18 protein-coding genes and 1 pseudogene are annotated in these 20,226 nt (G+C 69.4%); 11 read left to right on the top strand and 8 right to left on the bottom strand.

Going from position 1 to position 20,226, the window contains the following annotated elements:
- Positions 1-40 precede the first annotated feature (40 nt).
- Together ACFY7E_RS25500 and ACFY7E_RS25495 are read left to right on the top strand one after the other, a co-directional pair.
- On the top strand, positions 41-514 hold the full coding sequence (locus ACFY7E_RS25500) for an HIT family protein (RefSeq protein WP_389488562.1): 474 nt from the start codon (positions 41-43) through the stop codon (positions 512-514).
- On the top strand, positions 511-1,131 hold the full coding sequence (locus tag ACFY7E_RS25495; protein ID WP_389488560.1) for a nucleoside 2-deoxyribosyltransferase domain-containing protein: 621 nt from the start codon (positions 511-513) through the stop codon (positions 1,129-1,131). The genes ACFY7E_RS25500 and ACFY7E_RS25495 overlap by 4 nt, the downstream gene beginning before the upstream one ends.
- 102 nt (positions 1,132-1,233) lie before the next feature.
- On the opposite strand, the gene ACFY7E_RS25490 is transcribed toward ACFY7E_RS25495, so the two are convergent.
- Positions 1,234-1,602, bottom strand: a complete 369-nt coding sequence (locus ACFY7E_RS25490; RefSeq protein ID WP_389488558.1) for an STAS domain-containing protein — start codon at positions 1,600-1,602, stop codon at positions 1,234-1,236.
- A 161-nt stretch (positions 1,603-1,763) separates the two neighbouring features.
- On the opposite strand from ACFY7E_RS25490, the gene ACFY7E_RS25485 reads away from it, so the two are divergent.
- Positions 1,764-2,237, top strand: a complete 474-nt coding sequence (locus ACFY7E_RS25485) for an ATP-binding protein (protein ID WP_389488556.1) — start codon at positions 1,764-1,766, stop codon at positions 2,235-2,237.
- 434 nt (positions 2,238-2,671) lie between these two features.
- Positions 2,672-3,136, top strand: coding sequence for an ATP-binding protein (locus tag ACFY7E_RS25480; protein WP_389488554.1), 465 nt, complete (start codon positions 2,672-2,674; stop codon positions 3,134-3,136).
- Positions 3,137-3,262: 126 nt separating this feature from the next.
- On the opposite strand, the gene ACFY7E_RS25475 is transcribed toward ACFY7E_RS25480, so the two are convergent.
- From ACFY7E_RS25475 to ACFY7E_RS25465, 3 genes are all read right to left on the bottom strand, one after another.
- Positions 3,263-4,120 (bottom strand): RNA polymerase sigma factor SigF, encoded by an 858-nt coding sequence (locus ACFY7E_RS25475; protein ID WP_389488552.1) that lies wholly within the window; start codon positions 4,118-4,120, stop codon positions 3,263-3,265.
- A gap of 204 nt (positions 4,121-4,324) precedes the next feature.
- Entirely contained in the window at positions 4,325-4,594 is a 270-nt protein-coding gene (locus ACFY7E_RS25470; protein WP_383444580.1) for a GlsB/YeaQ/YmgE family stress response membrane protein, read from the bottom strand.
- Positions 4,595-4,935: 341 nt separating this feature from the next.
- On the bottom strand, positions 4,936-5,100 hold the full coding sequence (locus tag ACFY7E_RS25465) for a hypothetical protein (RefSeq protein ID WP_389488550.1): 165 nt from the start codon (positions 5,098-5,100) through the stop codon (positions 4,936-4,938).
- A 39-nt stretch (positions 5,101-5,139) separates the two neighbouring features.
- Between ACFY7E_RS25465 and ACFY7E_RS25460 the strand changes: the two genes are divergently transcribed.
- Together ACFY7E_RS25460 and ACFY7E_RS25455 are read left to right on the top strand one after the other, a co-directional pair.
- Entirely contained in the window at positions 5,140-5,391 is a 252-nt protein-coding gene (locus ACFY7E_RS25460) for a hypothetical protein (protein WP_389488547.1), read from the top strand.
- A gap of 238 nt (positions 5,392-5,629) precedes the next feature.
- A complete protein-coding gene (locus ACFY7E_RS25455; RefSeq protein ID WP_389488545.1) occupies positions 5,630-6,313 on the top strand; it encodes a GNAT family N-acetyltransferase in 684 nt (227 codons plus the stop codon).
- 427 nt (positions 6,314-6,740) lie between these two features.
- Here the strand turns inward: ACFY7E_RS25455 and ACFY7E_RS25450 are convergent, their stop codons facing one another.
- Positions 6,741-7,328 (bottom strand): nucleotidyltransferase domain-containing protein, encoded by a 588-nt coding sequence (locus ACFY7E_RS25450; protein ID WP_389488542.1) that lies wholly within the window; start codon positions 7,326-7,328, stop codon positions 6,741-6,743.
- Positions 7,329-7,828: 500 nt separating this feature from the next.
- Here ACFY7E_RS25450 and ACFY7E_RS25445 point away from each other — a divergent pair, with 500 nt between their 5' ends.
- On the top strand, positions 7,829-8,242 hold the full coding sequence (locus ACFY7E_RS25445; RefSeq protein WP_389488540.1) for a hypothetical protein: 414 nt from the start codon (positions 7,829-7,831) through the stop codon (positions 8,240-8,242).
- A gap of 857 nt (positions 8,243-9,099) precedes the next feature.
- Positions 9,100-9,492 (top strand): hypothetical protein, encoded by a 393-nt coding sequence (locus ACFY7E_RS25440; RefSeq protein WP_389488538.1) that lies wholly within the window; start codon positions 9,100-9,102, stop codon positions 9,490-9,492.
- 442 nt (positions 9,493-9,934) lie between these two features.
- Here ACFY7E_RS25440 and ACFY7E_RS25435 read toward each other — a convergent pair.
- A pseudogene (locus ACFY7E_RS25435) lies at positions 9,935-10,852 on the bottom strand (helicase associated domain-containing protein); the annotation flags it as partial.
- Between the two features lie 313 nt (positions 10,853-11,165).
- On the opposite strand from ACFY7E_RS25435, the gene ACFY7E_RS25430 reads away from it, so the two are divergent.
- The 3 genes from ACFY7E_RS25430 to ACFY7E_RS25420 all read left to right on the top strand — a co-directional run bounded on the left by ACFY7E_RS25430 (position 11,166) and on the right by ACFY7E_RS25420 (position 14,709).
- Positions 11,166-12,698, top strand: a complete 1,533-nt coding sequence (locus ACFY7E_RS25430; RefSeq protein ID WP_389488817.1) for a Mu transposase C-terminal domain-containing protein — start codon at positions 11,166-11,168, stop codon at positions 12,696-12,698.
- A complete protein-coding gene (locus ACFY7E_RS25425) occupies positions 12,695-13,507 on the top strand; it encodes an AAA family ATPase (protein WP_389488536.1) in 813 nt (270 codons plus the stop codon). The genes ACFY7E_RS25430 and ACFY7E_RS25425 overlap by 4 nt, the downstream gene beginning before the upstream one ends.
- 65 nt (positions 13,508-13,572) lie before the next feature.
- Positions 13,573-14,709, top strand: coding sequence for a hypothetical protein (locus tag ACFY7E_RS25420; protein ID WP_389488533.1), 1,137 nt, complete (start codon positions 13,573-13,575; stop codon positions 14,707-14,709).
- A 129-nt stretch (positions 14,710-14,838) separates the two neighbouring features.
- On the opposite strand, the gene ACFY7E_RS25415 is transcribed toward ACFY7E_RS25420, so the two are convergent.
- Together ACFY7E_RS25415 and ACFY7E_RS25410 are read right to left on the bottom strand one after the other, a co-directional pair.
- Positions 14,839-17,178 carry a Helicase associated domain protein gene (locus ACFY7E_RS25415; protein ID WP_389488530.1) on the bottom strand — a complete coding sequence of 780 codons (2,340 nt, stop codon included), beginning with the start codon at positions 17,176-17,178 and terminating at the stop codon, positions 14,839-14,841.
- A gap of 72 nt (positions 17,179-17,250) precedes the next feature.
- Positions 17,251-19,644: a Helicase associated domain protein gene (locus ACFY7E_RS25410; RefSeq protein WP_389488815.1), complete on the bottom strand. Its 2,394-nt coding sequence runs from the start codon at positions 19,642-19,644 to the stop codon at positions 17,251-17,253.
- Positions 19,645-20,226: the final 582 nt, after the last annotated feature.

Genomic DNA, 20,226 nt, shown 5'->3' with positions numbered 1-20,226 from the left:
ACTCCTTCCCCGGCCTTCACCGGGCCGGGAGGGTGGAGACATGCAGACCACACTCCTGGACGGGGCCGGCCCCGTCGCCGCCGCCCTCCCCTACTCGGCCGGTGTCCGTCACGACGCTCCCGCCCTCGGCGAGCTCGTCGAAGGCTGCGTTTTCTGTGGCATCGCCGCCGGGCGGGCCCCGGCGCTCGTCGTCCGCGAGTGGCCGGACGCGCTTGCGGTCCGTCCGCGCAGCGGCGGCGTGAATGCCGGGCACGTCTTCGTCCTGCCGCGCGTCCACGTCGAGGACGCTAGCACCGACCCGGAGGTGACCGCCGCGGTGATGCGCCGGGCCGCCGAGCTGATGGCCGAGCACGGCGCCGCGAACCTGATCACCTCGAAGGGCACCGAGGCGACGCAGAGCGTCTTCCACCTCCACGTCCACATCGTGCCCCGCGCCGAGGGCGACGGTCTGCCCCTGCCCTGGACCCCGCGGCACGCCGCCCGCGCTACCACGCAGAACGCAGCCACCGCATGAACACCAGCGCCGTCACCCTCGTCATGGCCCGCGAAACCCTTCCCGCGGGCGGCCCGTCGGTCTTCTTCGCCGGGCCCACTCCCGACAAGCAGACGCCGGTTTCGTCCTGGCGGCCCGAGGCCGTCCGGCTCCTGGCCGAGCAGTGGAACGGCCTGCAGCCGCTATCCGTCCTGAGCCCCGAATCCCGGCACGGTGAGCGCGCCGAGCGCTACGAGCACCAGGTCGACTGGGAGACCAAGGCCCGCGAGGGGGCGAGCGCGACCCTGTTCTGGATCCCCCGCGACGTGAAGGTTCTGCCGGGCTTCACCACCAACGTCGAGTTCGGCCTCGACGCCCCCAGCGGCCGGGCCGTCCTCGGAGCGCCGGCCGACTGCCCCAGCCCGGAGCGCAACCGGTACCTGATCTACGTGGCGGGCCGCTTCGGCGTCCCGGTGCGCACCACTCTGGCCGACACCGTTGCGGAAGCCCTCGCCCTGGCCACCGTCGCTGAGGCGCCCCGGTACTCCCGTAAAGGAGCGTCATGGCGGCCGAGACGGTCGGTCGGCTCGTCCGGGAGGCGTGGGGCGGCGAGCACGGCGCCGACATCGAGCACCACCACATCGACCGCCCCGTCCTGACCTCCTCCATCCCCGCCTGACCCGTCCGGTACGCCAGCAGGGGCGGCCGTCCGGATGTCCCGGGCGGCCGCCCCTGTCCTGCGTCTCATATGTGCCGTTGTGTCAGGCGTTGACGGCTTGTTCGGCGGTGGGGCGGCAGTCGATGACGGTGTCGACGCCGATCAGAGCCAGGACGCGCTGGACGGCTTCCTGAGCGCCGGCGATGCGCAGCCAGCCCTGTTGGGCGGTCAGGTGCTGGTGGGCGAGGATGAAGGCGTTGATGCCGCTGGAGTCCATGAAGCTCACACCCTCCAGATCCGCCACGACCCTGGGCGGCGCCGCCGTATCGTCCTGAGGGACCAGGACATCGGCCAGGGTGTCCTTGGCGGTGTGGTCGATCTCCCCTCGCAGAGTCACGACGCGGATGCCGTCGACCACGCGGTGCGCTACGGACAGCCGTTCGGCCTGATCCGTTTTCTCGTTGCTGGTCATGCATCTCCTCGACTGCGTTCCGGCTTGCCCGTATCCGGGCGTGCACGGGCGATTCTGCCTCACCGGCCAATACCGGATACGCCCGGACGGGGGCATGATCGATCTGCGTCGATTTAAGGATCATTCGGTCGGGTAGCCGCGCTGCGTGAACGTGAAGGAGGATGGAATCAGTGGAACTCGATGCCGGTTATGACAGCGGTGCTCAGCCTCGGCCGGAGGGGCACCTGGTGCGCGCCGACTACACGCTGGAGGGCGGCGGCAGCCGTATCGCGGCCGCCCGTCGCCATGCCGTGGCCTTTCTGGAGCGGATGCGCACCGAGTACGGTCTGCCGATCTCGCAGCGGGTGCGGGAGTCGACCGAGCTGGTCGTCAGCGAACTGGTCACCAACGCCCACAAGTACGCCCTGGGACCCGTCCTGATGCAGCTGCGCATCGGCGCCGACGGTGTGGACGTCGTGGTGTGGGACGGCGACCCGGCTGTCCCGGTGATGCATGCCGCGGACCCCCGCAGGGCGGGCCAGCACGGTCTGGAGATCATCAAGAAGGTCACCGAGAAGCTGTCCGTCGAACGGGAACCGGTCGGCAAGCGCATCACCGCCCGCCTCCCCCTGGCAGACCTTCCCGGCGCGGCGTAGAGGCCGTTCCAGCTCGGTGCGCTCTCTGCGGCTCCGGCACATGATCGGGCCGCCCGGGGCCTTCCCCGAGCCACGGTGCGCAGCAACCACCATGCTCCGCATCCGGGTCGCGTCATCTTCCACGGGCAGGTGTAGCGAACCTCGGGCTGGTGTGGGTGACCTCGCGGTGCAGGGCGATAACGCGAACGCCGTCGACCGTGCGGTGCGCCGCGGACAGCCGGCTCGGCCGGTCTGCTTGTCCGCTGCCGCTCATCGTCTCCTCAACCAGCCCTTACGCTTGCCTCCCCAGGGGTGGAGGCGTACGCGGACGATTCTGCCCTATCGCACAGGCCGTCCGGATCCGGACGGCGGCTGTGGTCGACCCGTACCGCGTAGAGACCGGCCGGGCGGGTAATCGCGCCGCGTGGACGGCAACGAAGGTGAGGCCAGGACCAGTGCAACCCCGTGGTGATGACGATGGCGCTGCCCAGCCTCTGCCGGACGGTTACCTGATATGCGCCGGCTACGCCTTCGACGGCGACGATGGCTGCATCGCCGACGTCCGTCACCATGCCACCGTCTTCCTGGACAAGGCCCGTGCCGAGCACCGCCTGACAGTCTCGGACCGCGCCAAGGATCTGACCGCGCTTGTCGTGAGTGAGCTGGTCACCAACGTCCTCAAGTACGCCCCCGGACCGGTCCTGATGGAGCTGCGCGCCACCGCCGAGGTCGTGGACGTCGTGGTCTGGGACAGCGACCCCACCGTCCCCACGCCCAGGGCGGCCGATCCGGGCCGGGTCGGACAGCACGGCATGGAGATCGTCAGGGCCGTCACCGAGGAGCTGTTCGTCGAGCGGGAGCCGGTCGGCAAGCGGATCACCGCCCGCATCGCCCTGGCCGACACCCTCAGCCCCGCGTAACAGCCCGCTCCACTCCGCCTGCGGGCGCACGCACGAGGGCCTCGCCGGTCTTCTGCCGACGGTCGGCAGGCAGAAAGCCGCGCTGAAGGTGGGAGAAGAAGGACCGGTTGGTGAAGCCGGCGGGGTTCAGCTGGTGGTGAGCATGCCCTCGCGCAGGTGCCGCAGGGTCCGTGACAGCAGGCGTGAGACCTGCATCTGGGAGACGCCCAGGTGCTCGCCGATCTGGGCCTGGGTGAGTTCGTCCACGAACCGCCAGTGGATGATCTGCCGGGACCGGTGGTCCAGGTCGGCGATCAGGGGGGCCAAGGCGTGGAAGTTCTCCACCAGTTCCATCGCCGTGTCCTCGACGCCGATGAAGTCGGCCAGGACCGCTTCCCCGTCGGCGCTGCCGCCGAGGGCGGCGTCCAGGGAGGCGGAGGCGTAGCCGTTGGCGGCCACCTGGGCCTCGACGACCTCCTCCTCGGTCAGGCTCATCAGCTCGGCCAGTTCCCTGACCGTCGGGGCGCGGTCCAGCCGTGAGTGCAGTTCCTCGGTGGCCTTGGCCAGTTCGAGACGGGTCTCCTGCAGACGGCGCGGTACGTGGACCGCCCAGGAGGTGTCGCGGAAGAACCGCTTGATCTCGCCGACGATGTAGGGGATCGCGAAGGTGGTGAACTCCACCTCGCGCGACAGGTCGAACCGGTCGATCGCCTTGATCAGACCGATCGTGCCGACCTGGATGATGTCCTCCATCTGGTCCGACCCGCGGCTGCGGAACCTGCCCGCCGCGTAGCGCACGAGGGAGGTGTTCGTCTCGATCAGCGTGTTGCGCGCGTACTGGTACTCAGCAGTTCCCTCCTCCAGCACGGCCAGGCGCTTAAGGAACTGCTTCGAGAGCGAACGCGCGTCCTTCGGCGCCACATTCTGCGGGTCGGACACCACCGGGAGCCGCTCGATGAACAGCTCGGCCCTGGCCTGTGTGCTCGACATCGTCGTTGCCGTCATGGTCCTGTTTCCCTCCCGCGGCGAGCCACCGTATACCCCCGCCTGTTCGAATCACGCTGTGCACCACGTGGACGAGCGGCCCGTATCCGGTTGCGGCCCGGGAACCGTACGCGGGACCGTGTGATCGGAAACCCTGGCAGGCCGAATGGCCCCGCCCTTCGAAAAGGGCGGGGCCGTTCACGCGCGGTATGTGTGGGGGCTTGCTCAGGCGTGTCGTCGGTTGCCGGTGACGAGGCGGTAGAGGGCCAGGAGGATGACGGAGCCGATGATGGCGGCGATCCAGGTGGAGATCTCGAAGAAGCCGTCGACGGAGTCGACGCCGAAGATGACCTTGCCGAGCCATCCGCCCAGCAGGCCGCCGGCGATGCCGATCAGGATGGTGATGATGACGCCGCCCGGGTCCTTGCCCGGCATGAGCGCCTTGGCGATGAAACCGGCGATGAGGCCGATGAGAATCCACGCGATGATGCCCATGATGCGTCTCCAACCTGCTGAGATAAAGTCTGCGTCAACAGGGCGTATACGCACTTCGGCCATCTTCAAACCCTCCCATGCTCCGCATGACCGGACCGTGCTCGTGGACGCCGAAGAACTCGACCCGGTCCGTGACGAGTTGAACCCTCCGTCCCTTTCGGTGCGCCGGCTCCAGTCGGCCCGGTCCTGATGGAGCTACGCGCTAGCGCCGAGCAGGTCGACACCCTCAGTCCCGCAGAAGGTCGGCCGCGTCTGACCGGCACGGGCCGGAGTGGTACGTCGTGTGCTCTGGTTGGTGGTCAGTAGGTAAGAACGCAGGTGAGGGTGGGGCGAACCGTGAACTAGGCGGCGATGCTGGCGGTGTCGAGGCGGCGCCGGAAGCCCGGGGCAAGTGGTCCCACGATCTCGACCCCATGGATGCGGTGGATGCCCAAGAGCCGGTTCATGAGGGTCTTGTCGCTGTGCCCCAGGGCGCCGATGTCGACGACCAGGCTCAAGCCGGTCATGGCGGCGGCGGTGAAGTCCACGCCGACGCCATCTACGTCGTGACTGGCAACGAACTTCTCGTCTTCGTCTGGGAGACCTCGATCCGAGGCTTCCCCAAAGGCGGCCGGGGCTGCGCGCAGCTCGTTCTGCCGGATGCCGACCCGCAGCAGCGGCGCGACCTTGAGCGCGTTGGATGCTACCGGTTCGACCTGGACCTCGAAGGCGAGGAGCTGTACTCCTCACCGCCGCTGAGACTCGGCAGCGTCCAGCGGCACAAGGACGGCGCCTTGGTCATGACCGACTGCCTTTGACCGCCATACCGATCGGCGCCTCCGGGGCGTTGAAGAGGTGTGCCTCCTGCGTCACGTCTTTCGACCCGTGTCAGCGCCCGGCTCCTCGCGCTGCTCTCACCATGCCCGCCGCGTACGGATGATGAGCCGGAGGAGCTGCTGCGGCTGGTGGATGCCGGAGCCCTGCACACGGCGGCGGGCGGTAGAGGGGGATGGTTGATCGCCCATCCACCGGTTGGGATCATGCTGTAATCGCCGGATGACGAAGATCGAATCAGAGCTGATACGACGTTGGCTGAACGGCTGGACCGTGGCTCGCTCCCTGCCCGAGGCCGAGCCGATCGAGTCCGTCGGGGACGGCCTGCGGTCCAAGTGCGGCCAACCCGGACGCGCGGTCGAGGTGTTCGCGCTGCGTGCCGATGAGGAACCCGAGTCTTTGGCACGGCTGGCGGCATCGGTAGCCGCCGCTCAGCAGATCACCTGGCTCACGGTACCCACGCTGCATCCAGGCGCCGTCGAATCCGTCGTCAGCGCCGCCGGACTGGAGGTGCTCCACCGGTCGGAATGGTTCATGACGACCGATCTGAGGGAGCACCCGCAGTACACGCCCGCCGCGCCGTACGAGCGCGAGGTCCGCACGGAGGGGCCAGTCACGGTCGTCTCCCTCCATGGCCCCTCCGGAGAGGTGGCAGCCCGCGGCACCATCGCCGTAGTCGGCGCCGATGCGATCGCCGATCGCATCGAGACCGATCCGGCACACCGCCGACGCGGCCTGGGTCGCGTCATGATGAGCGCTCTGGCGGAGGCCGCCGTGGCCCACGGCGCCCGTACTGGTCTTCTCATCGCCAGTGAGGAAGGCCAGCACCTCTACTCCTCCCTCGGCTGGCATCACGAAGCCGATGTCCTGATCGCCCGGGGGCCGGCGGCTCCTTCCCACAGGTAGGACTGGCTCGCGCTGGCCTATGCGCATGACATACGGCGTACTCCTACGGATCCCGCCAAGCGAAGATGCCGGATTTACTGCGCTTGTCTGTTCTGACCGTTGACCTCCTTTCACGGCCCCCTGCGCAGCCGGGCGGCAGCGGGATGGAGGCGGGCGTCGGGGTCAGGGTTTGACGGCGTGGATGATGTGCATGCCTCGGGGTCCGGTCTCATCGTGGCGGATGACGAGACCGGCTTTGCGGCATTGGTCGGTGACCCTGACCGTGTGGTCCGGCGAGAAGGGAGAGCGCTGGTTCCGGCTTGACCATCTGTGCCTGGAGCTGTCCGATGAAGCGGCCGACTAAGACCGCCTGTCGGGCTGGATGTGCAAGGAGAAGGCTAACGCCCTGGCCGTGCTCGCCGCCGGCGAAGGGGTGTCCGTCCGACTCTCAGGCGGTCGGACGCGGTCCACTATTGCGGCTCCGAGGATCAGCTCCTTGGGGATGTTCCTCAAGCGGTCCGAAGCCTTCGGGGAGAGGGATTCCGAATCTCTGGCACAGCAGGGGCACGTCGTGGTGGTCGACGTCACGGGCCGGATAGCCGGTATGGCAGCGCACCGCCCATGCGGCCGACTCGCACCGGACGATGATCCCGGCGATCGAACCGCGTCCGGCGAAGGCATCAGAGGGAATGGAACTGCCCGTCACCACGGATCCGTAGTGCAGTGATCCATCCGCAAGCGGTTCGTAGAGGTGGAGGTCGACGCGCAACCGGGCGCCGTCGTGCAGGACGAAGTTCCACGGTCTGTCACCGGGCCACGGGAAGACCCGGTCGACACCGGCCTCGGCGAACGCGACGAACAGCGGCTCGAGATGTGCAGCCGGCACCCATAGGTCAAGGTCGGAGTGTTCTCGTGTCTGCTCTCCAAGCAGCGCGTCCACAGCCCACCCGCCCCCGATACACGCCTCCACATCGTGGGCTTCGAGCCGCTCCATGAGCGCGAGTACATCCTTGGCTGACATCGAGTATGCGTTCATCGCATCAGAGTAGAAGTCGGTCTTCGCAGCGTCGCGTGCCTGGCACGGTATCTGCCCACCCTCACCCAACAGCGCTCGTCCTGTACCTGCCGAACAGACATTTCGACGTGCAGGCCTGCCATATCCTCCAGAGCCTGCTCACAGGAGGGGAAATGCGGAGTGGTGGAAGGGGCGAAGGAGCTTGCCATCGGGTGGGGGTTGTGGCTGGTGCTGGAGGTCAGGACTGCCCCACACCGTTACAACGCGGACTTCCTTGACACGATCTCCTTGATCGCGTTCGGCCTGTACTCGCTCTTCGTGGCCGCCATGACCGTCTGCTTCCTGTACCGCCTAGTGACGTTCAGGACGCGTACTGCAAAGCCCTGCCGCCGACGGATCAGTATGAGGAGACAGGCTCTGACCAGGCCTAATACAAGACTCGCGGCTGTGCGTTTCCTACTCGGGTGCGGTTGAGTACCTGCACTCTGACGCGGGCCGGGGGATGCGGGGAGGCTGGGGTCATGACGAACGAACCGCGAAACTCCGCGCCCCTGTCGCTGGCGACCGTGCTGCTCGCCGGCATGGCGGGGGTGATGTGGGCGGCCTGGCTGGGGTGGGACCAGCACTATGACGTGCATCCCGACGGCTCCACGACCGGGCCGTATGAGGCGTGGCAGGTGATCGGGCTGAGTCTGGGTCTGCTGGTACCGGTGTGCCGGGCGGCGTTCCGAGGGCACGGTGCGGCCGCGGTGCTGGGCACTTCGGGCGGTCTGATCCTGGCCGCCGCTTACGACTGGTCGGACGATGCCAGTGGCCTGTTCGTGATCGACGCCGGAATGATCACGATCGGGAGCGCGGCCGCGGCCGCTCTCGCCGCGGTCCTGACCTCCACCCTGCACCAGATAGTGTCCGGAGCCGGCCGCCCCGGACACTGAGCCCGGCCGGCACACCCTCCCACCACCACTGAGAAACATTGCCCGCCGCCTGCCCCGCGAAGCGCTCGACACCACCGGCTCCCGGCCACCCCGTCGAAGAGCGCCCTCGCGCCCCGGCCCGCCACCCCCAAGACGCGCCCGGCCACACGGCCCGCCCCCGCCGGGCCTGGCCGCCGGGCCGCGCCGACGACCAAGCACTCCAAGCGCACCGCGAAGAAGAGCACCACCGGGGCCGTTCAACACCCGGCCGTCAAGCCTCGCAATTACCCGAAGGAGAAGCCCGCGCTGTGCCGACAGCCGACGACTGGCCAGGCGTGGGAGATGCGCCGGCTCTGCCGTCAGGCGCAGCGCGTCCAGACGCTCATGGGCGCGGGGGCAGTGGTGCCTTAGGACGTACGGGCGCTGAGCGCACAGTATCGGCCCGGGGCGCGGTGGGCGTGGAAAAGGGCCGGCTTCCTTGCCGCCTGTTCACCGCCTGATCCGGCTTGGCTTTGTTCACGAGTTCCGACGGCAGATGTCGATGACTCCGGGAGGCACCCGCAGGCCTGTGGGATCGATGTTCACGAGAACGGGAGGTATCCGCCGCCGCTCGGCAATGGCGCGACGCTGGGTGCCGCCTGCGCCCGTAGCCAGCGCTTTTGTCTTGCTCTCCAGCCAGGCCGCAGGCGGCTCTCCACCGGTCACCTTGGAGGTGCTGCCCGTCCTCGTGAACGTCCCGCGCGCCCGGTGCCTCCCGAATTGCTGTCGAAACGCTGCTCCGCGACGTGAACAGAGCCACCGGCTCCTGCCTCGGATACCGTGTTGCTCTACGGGGTGCCATAACGGATGTGGCGCTCCCCACCGGAGGTAGTCAGCATATGAGTTCAAAGCGCAGCAAGAATCCAGCCCTGCCCGTACTTGACGACGCGTTCCGACTCGAGTCGGTCAAGGACACCGAAGAGTCCACCCGTGACTTGGCCGCCCGGCTGGCCACCACCGAGCTGCGCCGCACTTCCCATCCGGGCCGGGTCACCTGGGAGCCCACCAATCAGGCCGAGCCCGTACCGGTCCCGCCGACCGTGGTCGACGGTGACGGGGATCTGTGGCTGCGGGACCGGGGCACTGGCACCTGGACCATGCCCGAGTTCAACCCGAAGGAGTTCCCGGACCGCTGTGGCGAGGTTCTGACATGGAACGAGCTTGCCTGCGAGTTCGGCCCGCTTACCGGATTGGCCGACGACCGCCGCATCGGTGGCGGCCGCCGTCGCTGACCCCGCAGCTCTCTGGGAGGATCGCGTCCCTGAAGCGCCCGCTACGGGTAGCTGAGAGTTCCAGCTCACCGCCGAGCCCCAAACCGTGCCACCACCCTGAGAGCATGCTTGCCGGCCGGCAGATGGAGACCAAGTTCATGGGTATGTGAGGATCCGCCCGTGAAGTGCGACGTGTGCGGACGAGCAATGTGTCAGTGGCCTGTGCCACCGACTGCTTGGGCAGAGCAGATCTGGTCCTGCTCTTGGTGTTACGCCTCGACGGCCGCAGGCCATGCGAGGCGAGAACGCGCGCATCAGCGTGCCTCGGTCGGCAACCGCGAGATAGCTCGGAGCGGGACAGCAGCGTTCCCAGGGTGTCTCACGCTGTACTGCCGTAAGGCAACTGCATTAGATGACGAAGGCCCCGGGTGCACCGCGCACCCGGGGGCCTCGTTCGGCAGCGTCACACAGTCGCCCATGCCAGCCCGAGGCCAGCGAGCGCGGTGAGTTTGTCGGGGGTGAGCTTCGCGCGCCTGGTCTTGCTGTTGCTGAGGAACACCCCGAGCCGAACTTCCACCCCGCCCTCCAGTTGCTCTGCGTGGCCCCTGGGCACGGTCACCGAGCCCGTCCGGGCCTTGTACTGCGCCAGGGCCGCAATGCCCCGCTCGAAACCGCTCACGGGCACTCCAGAGGGCTTCCCAGATTCCTCCGGCCCCGATTCGGGGGCGAAGGCGGGCGGTGTGATGCCGAGCTGTTCCAGGCGCTCGCGCTGCCCCTGCGCCAGAGACGCCCAGACCTTCGGCGTCCGCTGCTTCGCCAGCCACCGGCCGATGTCCATCCCGTGCACGGTAAAGCCGGGCAGGACCTCCGACGGACCGTCTTCGTCACGCACCAACTCCCGCAGCGTGGCGTAGTGGCGTTGCCACTCGGCCGGCCACTCGGGGTTCCAGTCCTCATCGATCGCCTTCAACGCGGCTTCCCACTCCGGGTGCCCGTCCAGCGCACCCGGACGGCGCAGGTTCGCGAGCCACTGCCCCACGGGCTTGTCGAGCACGGCCGCGGACCGGGTCGCGCACAGCGTCCAGTGCTCCTGGTAGTACACCCGGGCCGCCGCCAGGTTCTCCTTAAACCGCGCATCTGCCGCCGACCAGGCCATGCCCAACTGTTCCAGCCGCGCCGCCCGCAACCCGTTCATCTGCCCGGCCCCGTACGCCCGTCGCTGCTCCGCCACCCACTGCCCGAGCGGGAACGCGCCCTCCTTGTGCTCGTACGGCACCCGAGCGTGCCCCTCACGCTCCGCGTACTCCTTGAGCTTCGCCCAGCCCCGCGCCCAGTCCTGACGCTCGGTGTCGATCACGTTGAAGGACACCCAGTTCGCGACCGGGAGTTCTCGCGTTCTTGTCCGGTGTGGTTCTCGTTTCGCTGTCCAGATGGGTGGGTGCGGTTTGTGGGCTGATTGGCGTTGTCTTGCGGGTTGTTCGGGGTGGTGGGGGGAGGGTTGGGGCTGGACAGTGAGGTGAGGGAAGTTGGTCAGTGTTTGAGAATCGCCTGGACAGCAAGCTGAAGACTCCAATGGAGTAGGCTCCCTTCTTGATCATTCTTGGTGGGCTGTGTGTGCCCGGTCTGCGGTGGGGGAGCGTGGGGTGGGCTCGGTTGGGGCTGCGGCGGATGCCGGGGTGTTGCGGCCGGTCGCGGTGCGCAGGTTGCTGGCACTCGCCGAGCGGGGGGAGTTGACGGCGGGGCATCGGCGGATGGCCGCCGAGGCGCTGGGTGTGTCGGAGCGCACGGTGCGCCGGTGGCTGGCAGTGGCGCGCGTGGATGGCCGCGTGGAGCGGGCTGAGCGCCGCCGGTTCACTTTCACGCCGCAGTTGGCCCGTCGGCTTGCGTTCCACCGGGGGAGTGTGGCCGGGTTGCACCGGGAGTTGGCGGCCGAGGCGTCCACGAGGGGTGGGACGGTGCCGTCGCTGGCGACGTTGTACCGGGCTGTCGCCCGGGATGTGTCGCCGGGGCTGCGGGCGGGGATGCGCGGTGGTGAGGCTGCCCGCCGGGATCACGACGTTTTTTTCGAGCGTCCTGCTGTGCACCGGAATGAGGTGTGGGAGGCCGACCACGTCCAAGTGAAGGTCGAAGTGGACATCGACGGCCGTCCGGGGCGTCCCTGGGTGACCTGGTTCGTCGACTGTGCGACGCGGGTGATCTGCGGGTTCGCGGTCACCGCGCAGGTTCCTTCCCGGGAGTCGGTGCTGGTGGCGCTGCGGGATGCGATCTCGCGGGAGAAGGAGCACGGCCCGTTCGGCGGTCTGCCGGGGGCGGTGCGGGTCGACCGCGGGCGGGACTTCCTGTCCCGCACGGTGGGTGAGGCGCTCGGGGCGTTCGCGGTGCCTGTGGTGGACCTTCCCGCCTACAGCCCGCATCTGAAGGGCACGGTGGAAGCGCTGAACAAGGCCGCGAAGCAGATGTTCTTCGCCTCTCTGCCCGGCTACACCGCGGCTCCCCGCCTGAAGGGTGGCAGGAAGCCGGCCGCCGGGCAGCGGCTTTTGCCGCTGGAGGCGTTCATCGTGTTGCTGGGACAGTGGGTGGCGTGGTGGAACACCGAGCACCGGCCCCGGTCCCTTGGCGGCCGTACCCCGGCGGCCGCATGGGATGAGGATCTGACCCCGGTCGAGGATGCGGAGCCGGGCGCGCTGCACATGTTCACCCTTGAGGACGACGGCCGGGTGCGCACCCTGACCGGCAAGGGGGTGCGCTGGCGGAACCGGCACTACGTCAACGCGTGGATGACCGGTGAGGCCGGGCGGAAGGTGCGGCTGCGCTACATGCCGCACCACGAGCACGAGATCGAGGTCTACGACGCCGCGACCGGGCGGCATTTGGGGGCGGCGTACTTGTCCAACCGGGCGAGTGCGGAGCAGATCCGGGACATGAAGCGGGCCCGCGCCAGGGAGGCCGACCGGCTCAAGCGGCTGCTGAAGGCGGCGGAGAAGGACCGCGTCACGCGTTACGCGGCGGCTACTCGCGGCACACCTGCCGAGGTGCTCGGCACCGTCACCGAGGTGGAGGCCGAGGCGGGCCTGCGCGCGGTGGCCGCCGCGGACCTGGCCGAGGTGGCGCTGCCCGGCTATCTGCCGCTGCCCGCCCAGCTGCCCGCGTCCTGGACCGCGCCGGACACCAAGAAGCCCGCTGCTCCCTGCACCGAAGACCACGAAAGCATCCCTGCTCCCCGATGAACGCCGTACCCGCCGCCCGCCCCTCCCCGGCCCGCCCGCGACGCGGCCCGCTCCCGCCGCCGCGCACCGACCACTACCTGTCGCTGCCCGACGCGCACGTGATGGGCACGGCGGCGCTGAAGGAGACGCTGGCCAATCTCGGAGAGGTGATCGCCGCCCGAGGGATGATGTGCGTCTACGGGGCGGCGGGGCTGGGCAAGACGATGTCGGTCAACGCCTCGCTGCGGGAGCTGGCCCCGGGCGCGACGCGCCGCATCGAGTTCCGCGGCCGGCCCACCGTGCTGGACATCCGCCACAACCTGTTCAACGTCCTCGCTCTGCCGGGCACGCCGCCCAGGCAGCCGACCGCGTTCGACACCCTCCTCAAGGATGTCCTGGCCGATGAGTTCCGGGTGCTGGTCTGTGACGAGGCGCAGTGGCTGCGGGAGGAGTCCTTCGAGTACTTCCGGCACCTGTTCGACGACCTATATACCGACATCGCGGTGGTCTTCGTCGGCGGCGGCAACACCTACGAGGTCCTGGCCGGCAAGGACATGCTGGCCTCCCGGGTGCACATCTGGCAGGAGTTTCGGCCGCTGACCCGCGAGGAGGTCCTGACCACGATCCCCGCCTACCACCCGGTGTGGCACGGAGTAGATCCCGACGACCTTCTGTACTGCGACGATGTGGCCGCCCACGGCGTCTTCCGCACCTGGGCCAAGATCACCTACCACCTGGGGCGGGCCCTTGACGCCCAGCCCGGTCTCGAGGTCAACCGGGACCTGCTGCGCTGGGTCTTCAGCAAGCTCGGCCGCCGCACCCGGCCGTGAACACTCCCGGACCCGCCCGCAACTGCCCGCCGCGCCCTGGCGCCGACTGAAGACGCCCACGACCCGTGAACGACCTATCCCCTGACGTCACCATCCTGCTCGACCCCGGTGACGACGCCGCTGTCACCCGTGCGGCGCTCGCCGGGCACGCCCCGGCGGCCGGCTGTATCACCGTCCACCCCACCCCGGGCACCAGCAGCGACCGCTACTTCGCCCACGACCTCCTCGCGGCGCTGGGCAAACCCGCGCACCTCCCGGGCTTCCCAGATGCGCGCGCCCCGGTGTGGGAGGCCACCACCGCCTGGCTGGCGGCGATCCCCGTAAGGCGCCTGACGGTCCTGCGTGCTCACCTGCTCACCCGTACTCGTCTGCAACGCCTGCTCGACCTGCGGGCGTTCACCGGAGCGCACCTAGTCCTGGTGTGCCACCGCTCCCGCCTGACCGCCGCCCTGCACGACACGCTCACCGACGTGCCCCACACGCTCGTCCCGGCCTCGGCCGCCGGCGGCCTCCTCGCCGGGGCGGCCGCGCCGGGCCCGGGCCGGCCTGTCGCGCCGACGCGGGCCGCCGGCCGCTGGATCACTGTGCCGGCGCTGGAACGGCTGGCGGACTGGGACAGCTCGGACCACTGCATCGGATGCGTCCCGCCGCCGATCAGGTGGCGGTACCGGACCCGACCGCGGCCACGCTCGTCTCAGACCGCCGCGGAGATCGCCCGCCGTATCCACGGCGTCACCGCGCATCCCCGTCTGGCTGCCGCGCTGACCACCGCCGTGTTCACCGGCCCTGCCGGGCAGCAACTGGGCACCGCGCGCCTGGCGGACTGGTGCGAGGACGCCTCCACCCTGGCCCTGCACGACCCCCTCGGGCAAATCGACGGCTGCGCCACCCACCCCGTGCCCGACTGGGCGGCCGTCTTCCTGCGCGCCGCAGCCCGCTTCACCCGCCTCGCCCCCGCACCCGGCGCGCCCCTGCTCATCCGTACCGAGGAGCACGCGGGCCTGCTTCGGCTCGCCGAACAGGCCCGGCTGCGTCCACCTCAGCCCAGCCCCGGCATCGAGCGCGGCGCCGTTCCTGCTCGTGGGATCGAGTGGTTCTACCGCGAGCTGACGGAGTCGGGCATGGACGCCGGGGTGCCCCAGCAGGCCCGCCCGCGACTGCGTGTACGGCGTGTCCACAAGCCCTCGGCCGACGCACCATGACCAGGCCGCGCGGAACCTGCGTGAACTGCTCGCCCGGGGCTTAAGGCAGGGGGCGTCGACGAGGGCCGCGTGGACGCAAAGGTCATGTGCGCGGGGCGGATTCCGCGGCGGCGGGACCCGTCGCCGGCTTCAGTTCCAGCGCATGCCGAGCAGGTCGAGGGCCTCGATGCGCTGTGGGTGCAGTGTCGCCCGGCGGGAGCGCTGGTTGGAGATCCATATCCCGAGCTTGATCTCGGTACCGTCGGCGATCTCTATGTGCTTGCGGGGGACGTTCAGGTGCCCTTCACGCCGTGCGTAGGCTGCCGCGGCGGCGAGGTTCCGCGTGAACTTGTGGTCCTGGGTGAGGCGCGGCGCGCTCTGGATGCCGCCACCGCCGGGCGTCACGCCGAGCTCGGCCAGCAGCCGACGCTGCTGCTCGTGAAGGATCTCCCAGTCGGTGCGCTGGCGGGCCGCCCAGCCTCCGATGTCTTCACCCGCCACCATGTGCCCGGGCGCGATGTCCACCGAACCGCCGGCGGTGAGGTGCTGCTTGAAGAGGGCGTAGCGCCGTTGCCAGGGGACCGGCCACGCGGGGCACCAGTAGGGATCGACCTGGGCGAGCACCGCCTTGCGTATCTCGCTCAGCGCCCCTGGTGCGCCGACGGCAAGGCGTGCCTCCCGGCGCCGGTTGGCCAGCCATACACCGATCGGGAAGCCTTCCACGACCGCGCTCTGCTCGGCCATCAGGTGACCGTGGACGGCGTGGTAGGCGCGGGCCACCTGCAGCCCCGTGGTGAACGCGTGGTCGGGATGGCTCCACACCATGCCCAGCCGCTCCAGCGCCTCGATGCGCACCTGAGCCAGCCGGCCGGTGTTGTAGGCCTTGCGCTGGTCGGCGATCCAGTGTCCCAGCGGAAAGGCGCCGTCCTTCGCATGGAAGGGGACGGCCAGATGGTCATGGTGCGTGTGGAAGCGGCGGGCGGCCGCCCAACCGCGCAGCCACCCGCGGCGCTCGAGGTTGATCACCCGCAGCCGAACGAACTCCGCGATGTCGGCCGGATCCCGGCCGGTGGCGAACAGCAGCGGCCCCTCCAGACCGGCCGCGCCCACGGTGCCATTGCCGGGCCAGGCGGCGAGCCGGTCAACCACGTCGGTGTCGTGGGCGGCCAGCGCGGCCAAGACCTTGACCAGCGGCAGATAGGAGCCGGATGCCAGCCAGTCCTCACGGCGCTCGTCGGGCGAGAGGAAGACCGGCACCAGCAGCGAGGCGACCTTGTCCCCGCGCGGGCCCTGCCGTAGCGCGCGCCCGACTGTCTGGACGGTGTCGACGATCGACTCCCGCGGGTCGGCGAAGACCACCGCGTCCACCTCCGGGATGTCCACCCCCTCGGCCAGCACCCGGGCACTGGACAACACGCAACGCTCCGCCACCATCCCGTCCGCCCCCCAGCCGCGCGCAAACTCCGCCAACACCTGCCGCCGACGGGCCATCCCATGTCCGCCATACAGCCAGCCGGACCACACCCGCCGCGGATACACCGCCGGCTCCGCGCCCCACAAACCCCGTGAGGCCTTTGGCACTCCATGGGCGAACGCCCGGGCCTCCGCGACACGGTGATGGAAGCTCATCACACGGTCGAGCTGGTGGGTGGCCGCGGTCTTGAGCACGGCGGTGGTCAACGCCTCCAGCCGCGCCACGCTCACCCCCGCCTGAGAATCCTCCTCGGGTCTCCCGTCTGTCAGGGCCTGGGCACCGATTTCCAGCACGACGATCTGGTAGCGGGCCAACAGCCCGCGGGCGATGGCCTCGGCCAGCGACAGCCGGTAGACCACCGGCCCGAAGACCTGCTCGTCGTCCATCGAGGCCACCAGCGCCGGCTCATCCGCGGCCTCCTCGCCGTCTTCCGCGGCCCAGGGATCGGTCACCCTCGGCGTCGCGGTCAGATACAGGCGGCGGTCCGCCGGCAGTACGGTGTCGTCATGTACCGCCGCCCACGCCTTGCCCATCGGGCCTGAAGTCCTGTGAGCCTCGTCCACGATCACCAAGTCCCACCGTCCAAGCCCCGCCCCGTGCGCCGCAGCCAGTACCGGCAGTGACGCATAGGTGGCGAAGACAGTCACCCGCCCCGCCCTGCCGGCCCACCCCAGCAGCAGCCGTGCATCGGTGGTGCAGCGCACCCCGGCCGCATCCAACTGCTCATCCGCCCGCAGCGAGCAGACCGCTACCATCGCCCCGGCACGCCCCGCACCACGCCAAGCTGCCACCGTCTGCACCAGCAGATCCAGCGTCGGCACCAGCACCACCACCCGGCCCGTGCGCGCCACCCGCAACGCAGTGTGTGCGCCCATCAAGGTCTTGCCCGTCCCACAGGCTGAAACGATCGTCGCCCGCAGCCCCACGCCCCCGGAAGGGACGTTCCCCAGGGCGCGCACCGCCGCGTCCACCGCCTCGACCTGATGCGCCCCCAGCCCTGCCCTACCCGTTACCACAGAACCCCCACTCGTACACGAACACGTCACAACCGCCTGCTTCCGGGCCCGTAGACCACCAGCGCCGGCCGTTCAGCCGATACCGAGTTCGGCCAGGGCCTGCACGCGGTCAGGGCTGAGCTTGGCCCGGCGGGCGGGGCTTTTGATATTGGAGATCCAGATGCCGAGCTTGACTTCAGTGCCGTCCTCAAGGGTCTCTACGTGGGTCCTGGGGACGGTGCGCGAGCCGGTGCGGGCTTTGTACTGGCGCATGGCCTCCACGCCCCGCTCGAACGCCCCGGGGCCGTGCTTGCGGGCCTTCGCGGGTGCTTCTCTGGCCGGGGGCAGCGCCGTGATGCCGAGCTGGGCCAGGCGCTCGCGCTGCCCGTCCATCAGCCCGTGCCACACCGTGTGCTCGCGCTGCTTGGCCAGCCACTTGCCGACGTCCATGCCGTGCACGGTGACGCCGGGCAGCAGTTCGGTGAGCGTGGCGTCTTCGTCGGTGAGGAGTTCGCGGACGGCGGCGTAGTGCCGCTGCCAGGTGACGGGCCAGTCCGGGTTCCAGTCGGGGTCGATCGCCGCGAGGGCCGCGGCCCGCTCGGGGTGGGCGGCCAGGGCGCCGGGTCGGCGGAGGTTGGACAGCCACTGCCCGATCGGCTTGTCCAGCGCCGTCGCGGTGCGAGGAGCGCACAGTGTCCAGTACTGCTCGTAGTACACCCCGGCCGCCGCGAGGTTCTCCTCGAATGCGGCGTCGGCGGTGTCCCACACCATCCCGAACTGCTCAAGCCGCTCGGCGCGCCGGCTGTCCATCTGCCCGGCCCCGTACGCGCGGCGCTGCTCGGCGATCCACCGCCCCAGCGGGTACGCGCCCTCTTTGTGGTCGTAGGGCACCCGGGCATGCGATTCGCGTTCGGCGTACCGGCGGAGGGCGGCGTATCCGCGGGCCCAGTCCTGCCGCTCGGTGTCGATCACGTTGAAGCTGACCCACTCGGCGACCATCACCGGGTCACGCGGAGCAGCAAAGCGCAGCAGTAGACGGTTTTCCTCCTCGCCTTCCTCCGGCTTCGGTCCGATCCACACCGAAGGCTCCACGACCCTTTCCCGGGGCTCCTGCGGGATGGCGAGCAACTCGATCGCTTCCTCATCGTGAGCCCGCAGCCCCTGCAACACCTTCACCAGCGGCTTATACGACCCAGAGGTGAACATGTCCTCGGGTTGCTCGCCCGGTTGGAGGAACACCGGCACGATCAGCGACGCCAGCTTCCCCTGGCCGGGCTTTTGCCGCAGAGCCCGGCCGATGGCCTGCACGATGTCGTGCGGCGCACCTTTGGGGTCCAGCAAGGCCACCGAGTCCACCGCCCGGATATCGACCCCTTCACCCAGCACGCGACAGTTCGACAAGATCGCCCGCCGCGCCGTGGTACCGAAGCCGCCCAGGACGTCCCGCCTGCGCTCGGCGGGGTGCTCCCCGCACAGCCAGTCCGCCCAGACGCGTTTGGGGTACGTCTCCGGTTGGTCAGCGTGCAGTTTGGCCGCCACGGCCGGCAGGCCCTCGGCGTAAGCCTGTGCCTCTATCGTGCGGTGGTGGAAGGTGATGCAGGTGTTCAGACCGTGCTCGGCCATGGTGCGCAGCAGCGCGGCCTGGAGGGCGGCGAGCCTCTGCCCGCGCACCTCCTCCGCGTGCCGCTCCGGGCCGCGCAGCCGCTCCGGAGTGACCTCGGGGTCCTGCAGCTCGACCACGATGATCTGATACCGGGCCAGCAGGCCCCGGGTGACGGCCGAGGCCAGGGTGAGCTTGTAGAACACCGGCCCGAAGATCGACTCATCGTCCATGGAGGCGGCCATCTCCTCCGGGAGCGCGTCCCGCGCCCCCTCCCTCACCTCCCAGGACGGCGGCCGCTCCTGCCAGATCCGCGGCGTCGCCGTCAGATACAGCCGGCGCGCCGCCGGGATGATCGTCTGGTCGTGGATGTCCGCCCACGCCTTCCCCAGCGACCCCGACGTCCGGTGCGCCTCGTCCACCACGGCCAGGTCCAGTGGCGCGAGCTGCTGGCCGTACGCGCCCTCAAACGCCTCCGCGAGCACGCCGAGGGACGCGTAGGTGGCGTAGATGGTCACCGGGCCCGTGCCGTGCCACATGGCCAGGCGAACCGGGTTCGTGGTGCACCGCACCTTCAGGTTCCACAGGTCCGGGTCGTCCTCCAGCGAGCACACCGCCACCGCCGGCCCGCTGTGGCCCACCTTGTGCCACTCCTTCACCGTCTGCACGAGCAAGTCCAGCGTCGGCACCAGCACCAGAACGCGGCCGCGGGGGACGATCTCCCGCGCAGCGAACGCGGCGATGACGGTCTTGCCCGTCCCACACGCGGCGACGACCTGCCCGCGCAGACCGTTCACCGGGACCTTCTTCCCCGGAGAAATATCGAAGCCACGCGAAACGGCATCAACAGCCTCGATCTGATGCGGGCGCAGATCTCGCCGAGTCATGGCCATTCCGTGCTCTCCTTTTCGCGGAACACAGTGCAAATTCAACCAGGGGCATCCCAAGCGTCGAGAGCCCCGGGGTGGTGGTGTGATGTAGATCCAGACTACACACAGTCCAATCGTGATGCACTCTCCTGTATCAGAGTGACACCGGGAGGATGATACATCGTCATTTCTGCTCCCCAGATACGTGTTGAGATGTATGCTGACTAGAAGTTGATGAACTGGACTGGGCCCCTTGAGCATGGGGAAGCGTTGAGGCAGAGGATCGGGCGGAGCGCAGCGGAGCCCGTCACTGCATCTGGCCCGGGACCCGCCGAGCCAGATGGCCCGTCAACTCTGTTATTGGGTGAGAGCAGGAATTCCCAGGTCCTACACAGGCCCGCGCGCGATGCACCTCCCCTTGTTGCCAGCCCAGGCAACCGCGCTTGCGCGGGTGCCCACAATTCGCGCTTGCGCGAATTGCCCTGCCTTTCGAATTCCGCTTGCGGAATTCCATTCCGGCGCTTGCGCCGGAATCCGAATTGCGCTTGCGCAATTCGCGCTCTATGCCCCGGCTTGCCGGGGCATATCCCGCTCCGCGGG

The sequence above is a fragment of the Streptomyces sp. NPDC012825 genome (assembly GCF_042900925.1).
GTDB lineage: Bacteria > Actinomycetota > Actinomycetes > Streptomycetales > Streptomycetaceae > Streptomyces.
This window is presented reverse-complemented; position numbering and strand designations above follow the sequence as displayed.

Excerpts from the sequence above, each read along its gene's own strand:
- ACFY7E_RS25500 (WP_389488562.1), top strand. The coding sequence starts at position 41 with ATGCAGACCACACTCCTGGACGGGGCCGGCCCCGTCGCCGCCGCCCTC.
- ACFY7E_RS25495 (WP_389488560.1), top strand. The coding sequence starts at position 511 with ATGAACACCAGCGCCGTCACCCTCGTCATGGCCCGCGAAACCCTTCCC.
- ACFY7E_RS25490 (WP_389488558.1), bottom strand. The coding sequence starts at position 1,602 with ATGACCAGCAACGAGAAAACGGATCAGGCCGAACGGCTGTCCGTAGCG.
- ACFY7E_RS25485 (WP_389488556.1), top strand. The coding sequence starts at position 1,764 with ATGGAATCAGTGGAACTCGATGCCGGTTATGACAGCGGTGCTCAGCCT.
- ACFY7E_RS25475 (WP_389488552.1), bottom strand. The coding sequence starts at position 4,120 with ATGACGGCAACGACGATGTCGAGCACACAGGCCAGGGCCGAGCTGTTC.
- ACFY7E_RS25470 (WP_383444580.1), bottom strand. The coding sequence starts at position 4,594 with ATGGGCATCATCGCGTGGATTCTCATCGGCCTCATCGCCGGTTTCATC.
- ACFY7E_RS25465 (WP_389488550.1), bottom strand. The coding sequence starts at position 5,100 with ATGACCGGCTTGAGCCTGGTCGTCGACATCGGCGCCCTGGGGCACAGC.
- ACFY7E_RS25455 (WP_389488545.1), top strand. The coding sequence starts at position 5,630 with ATGACGAAGATCGAATCAGAGCTGATACGACGTTGGCTGAACGGCTGG.
- ACFY7E_RS25450 (WP_389488542.1), bottom strand. The coding sequence starts at position 7,328 with ATGAACGCATACTCGATGTCAGCCAAGGATGTACTCGCGCTCATGGAG.
- ACFY7E_RS25445 (WP_389488540.1), top strand. The coding sequence starts at position 7,829 with ATGACGAACGAACCGCGAAACTCCGCGCCCCTGTCGCTGGCGACCGTG.
- ACFY7E_RS25440 (WP_389488538.1), top strand. The coding sequence starts at position 9,100 with ATGAGTTCAAAGCGCAGCAAGAATCCAGCCCTGCCCGTACTTGACGAC.
- ACFY7E_RS25425 (WP_389488536.1), top strand. The coding sequence starts at position 12,695 with ATGAACGCCGTACCCGCCGCCCGCCCCTCCCCGGCCCGCCCGCGACGC.
- ACFY7E_RS25410 (WP_389488815.1), bottom strand. The coding sequence starts at position 19,644 with ATGACTCGGCGAGATCTGCGCCCGCATCAGATCGAGGCTGTTGATGCC.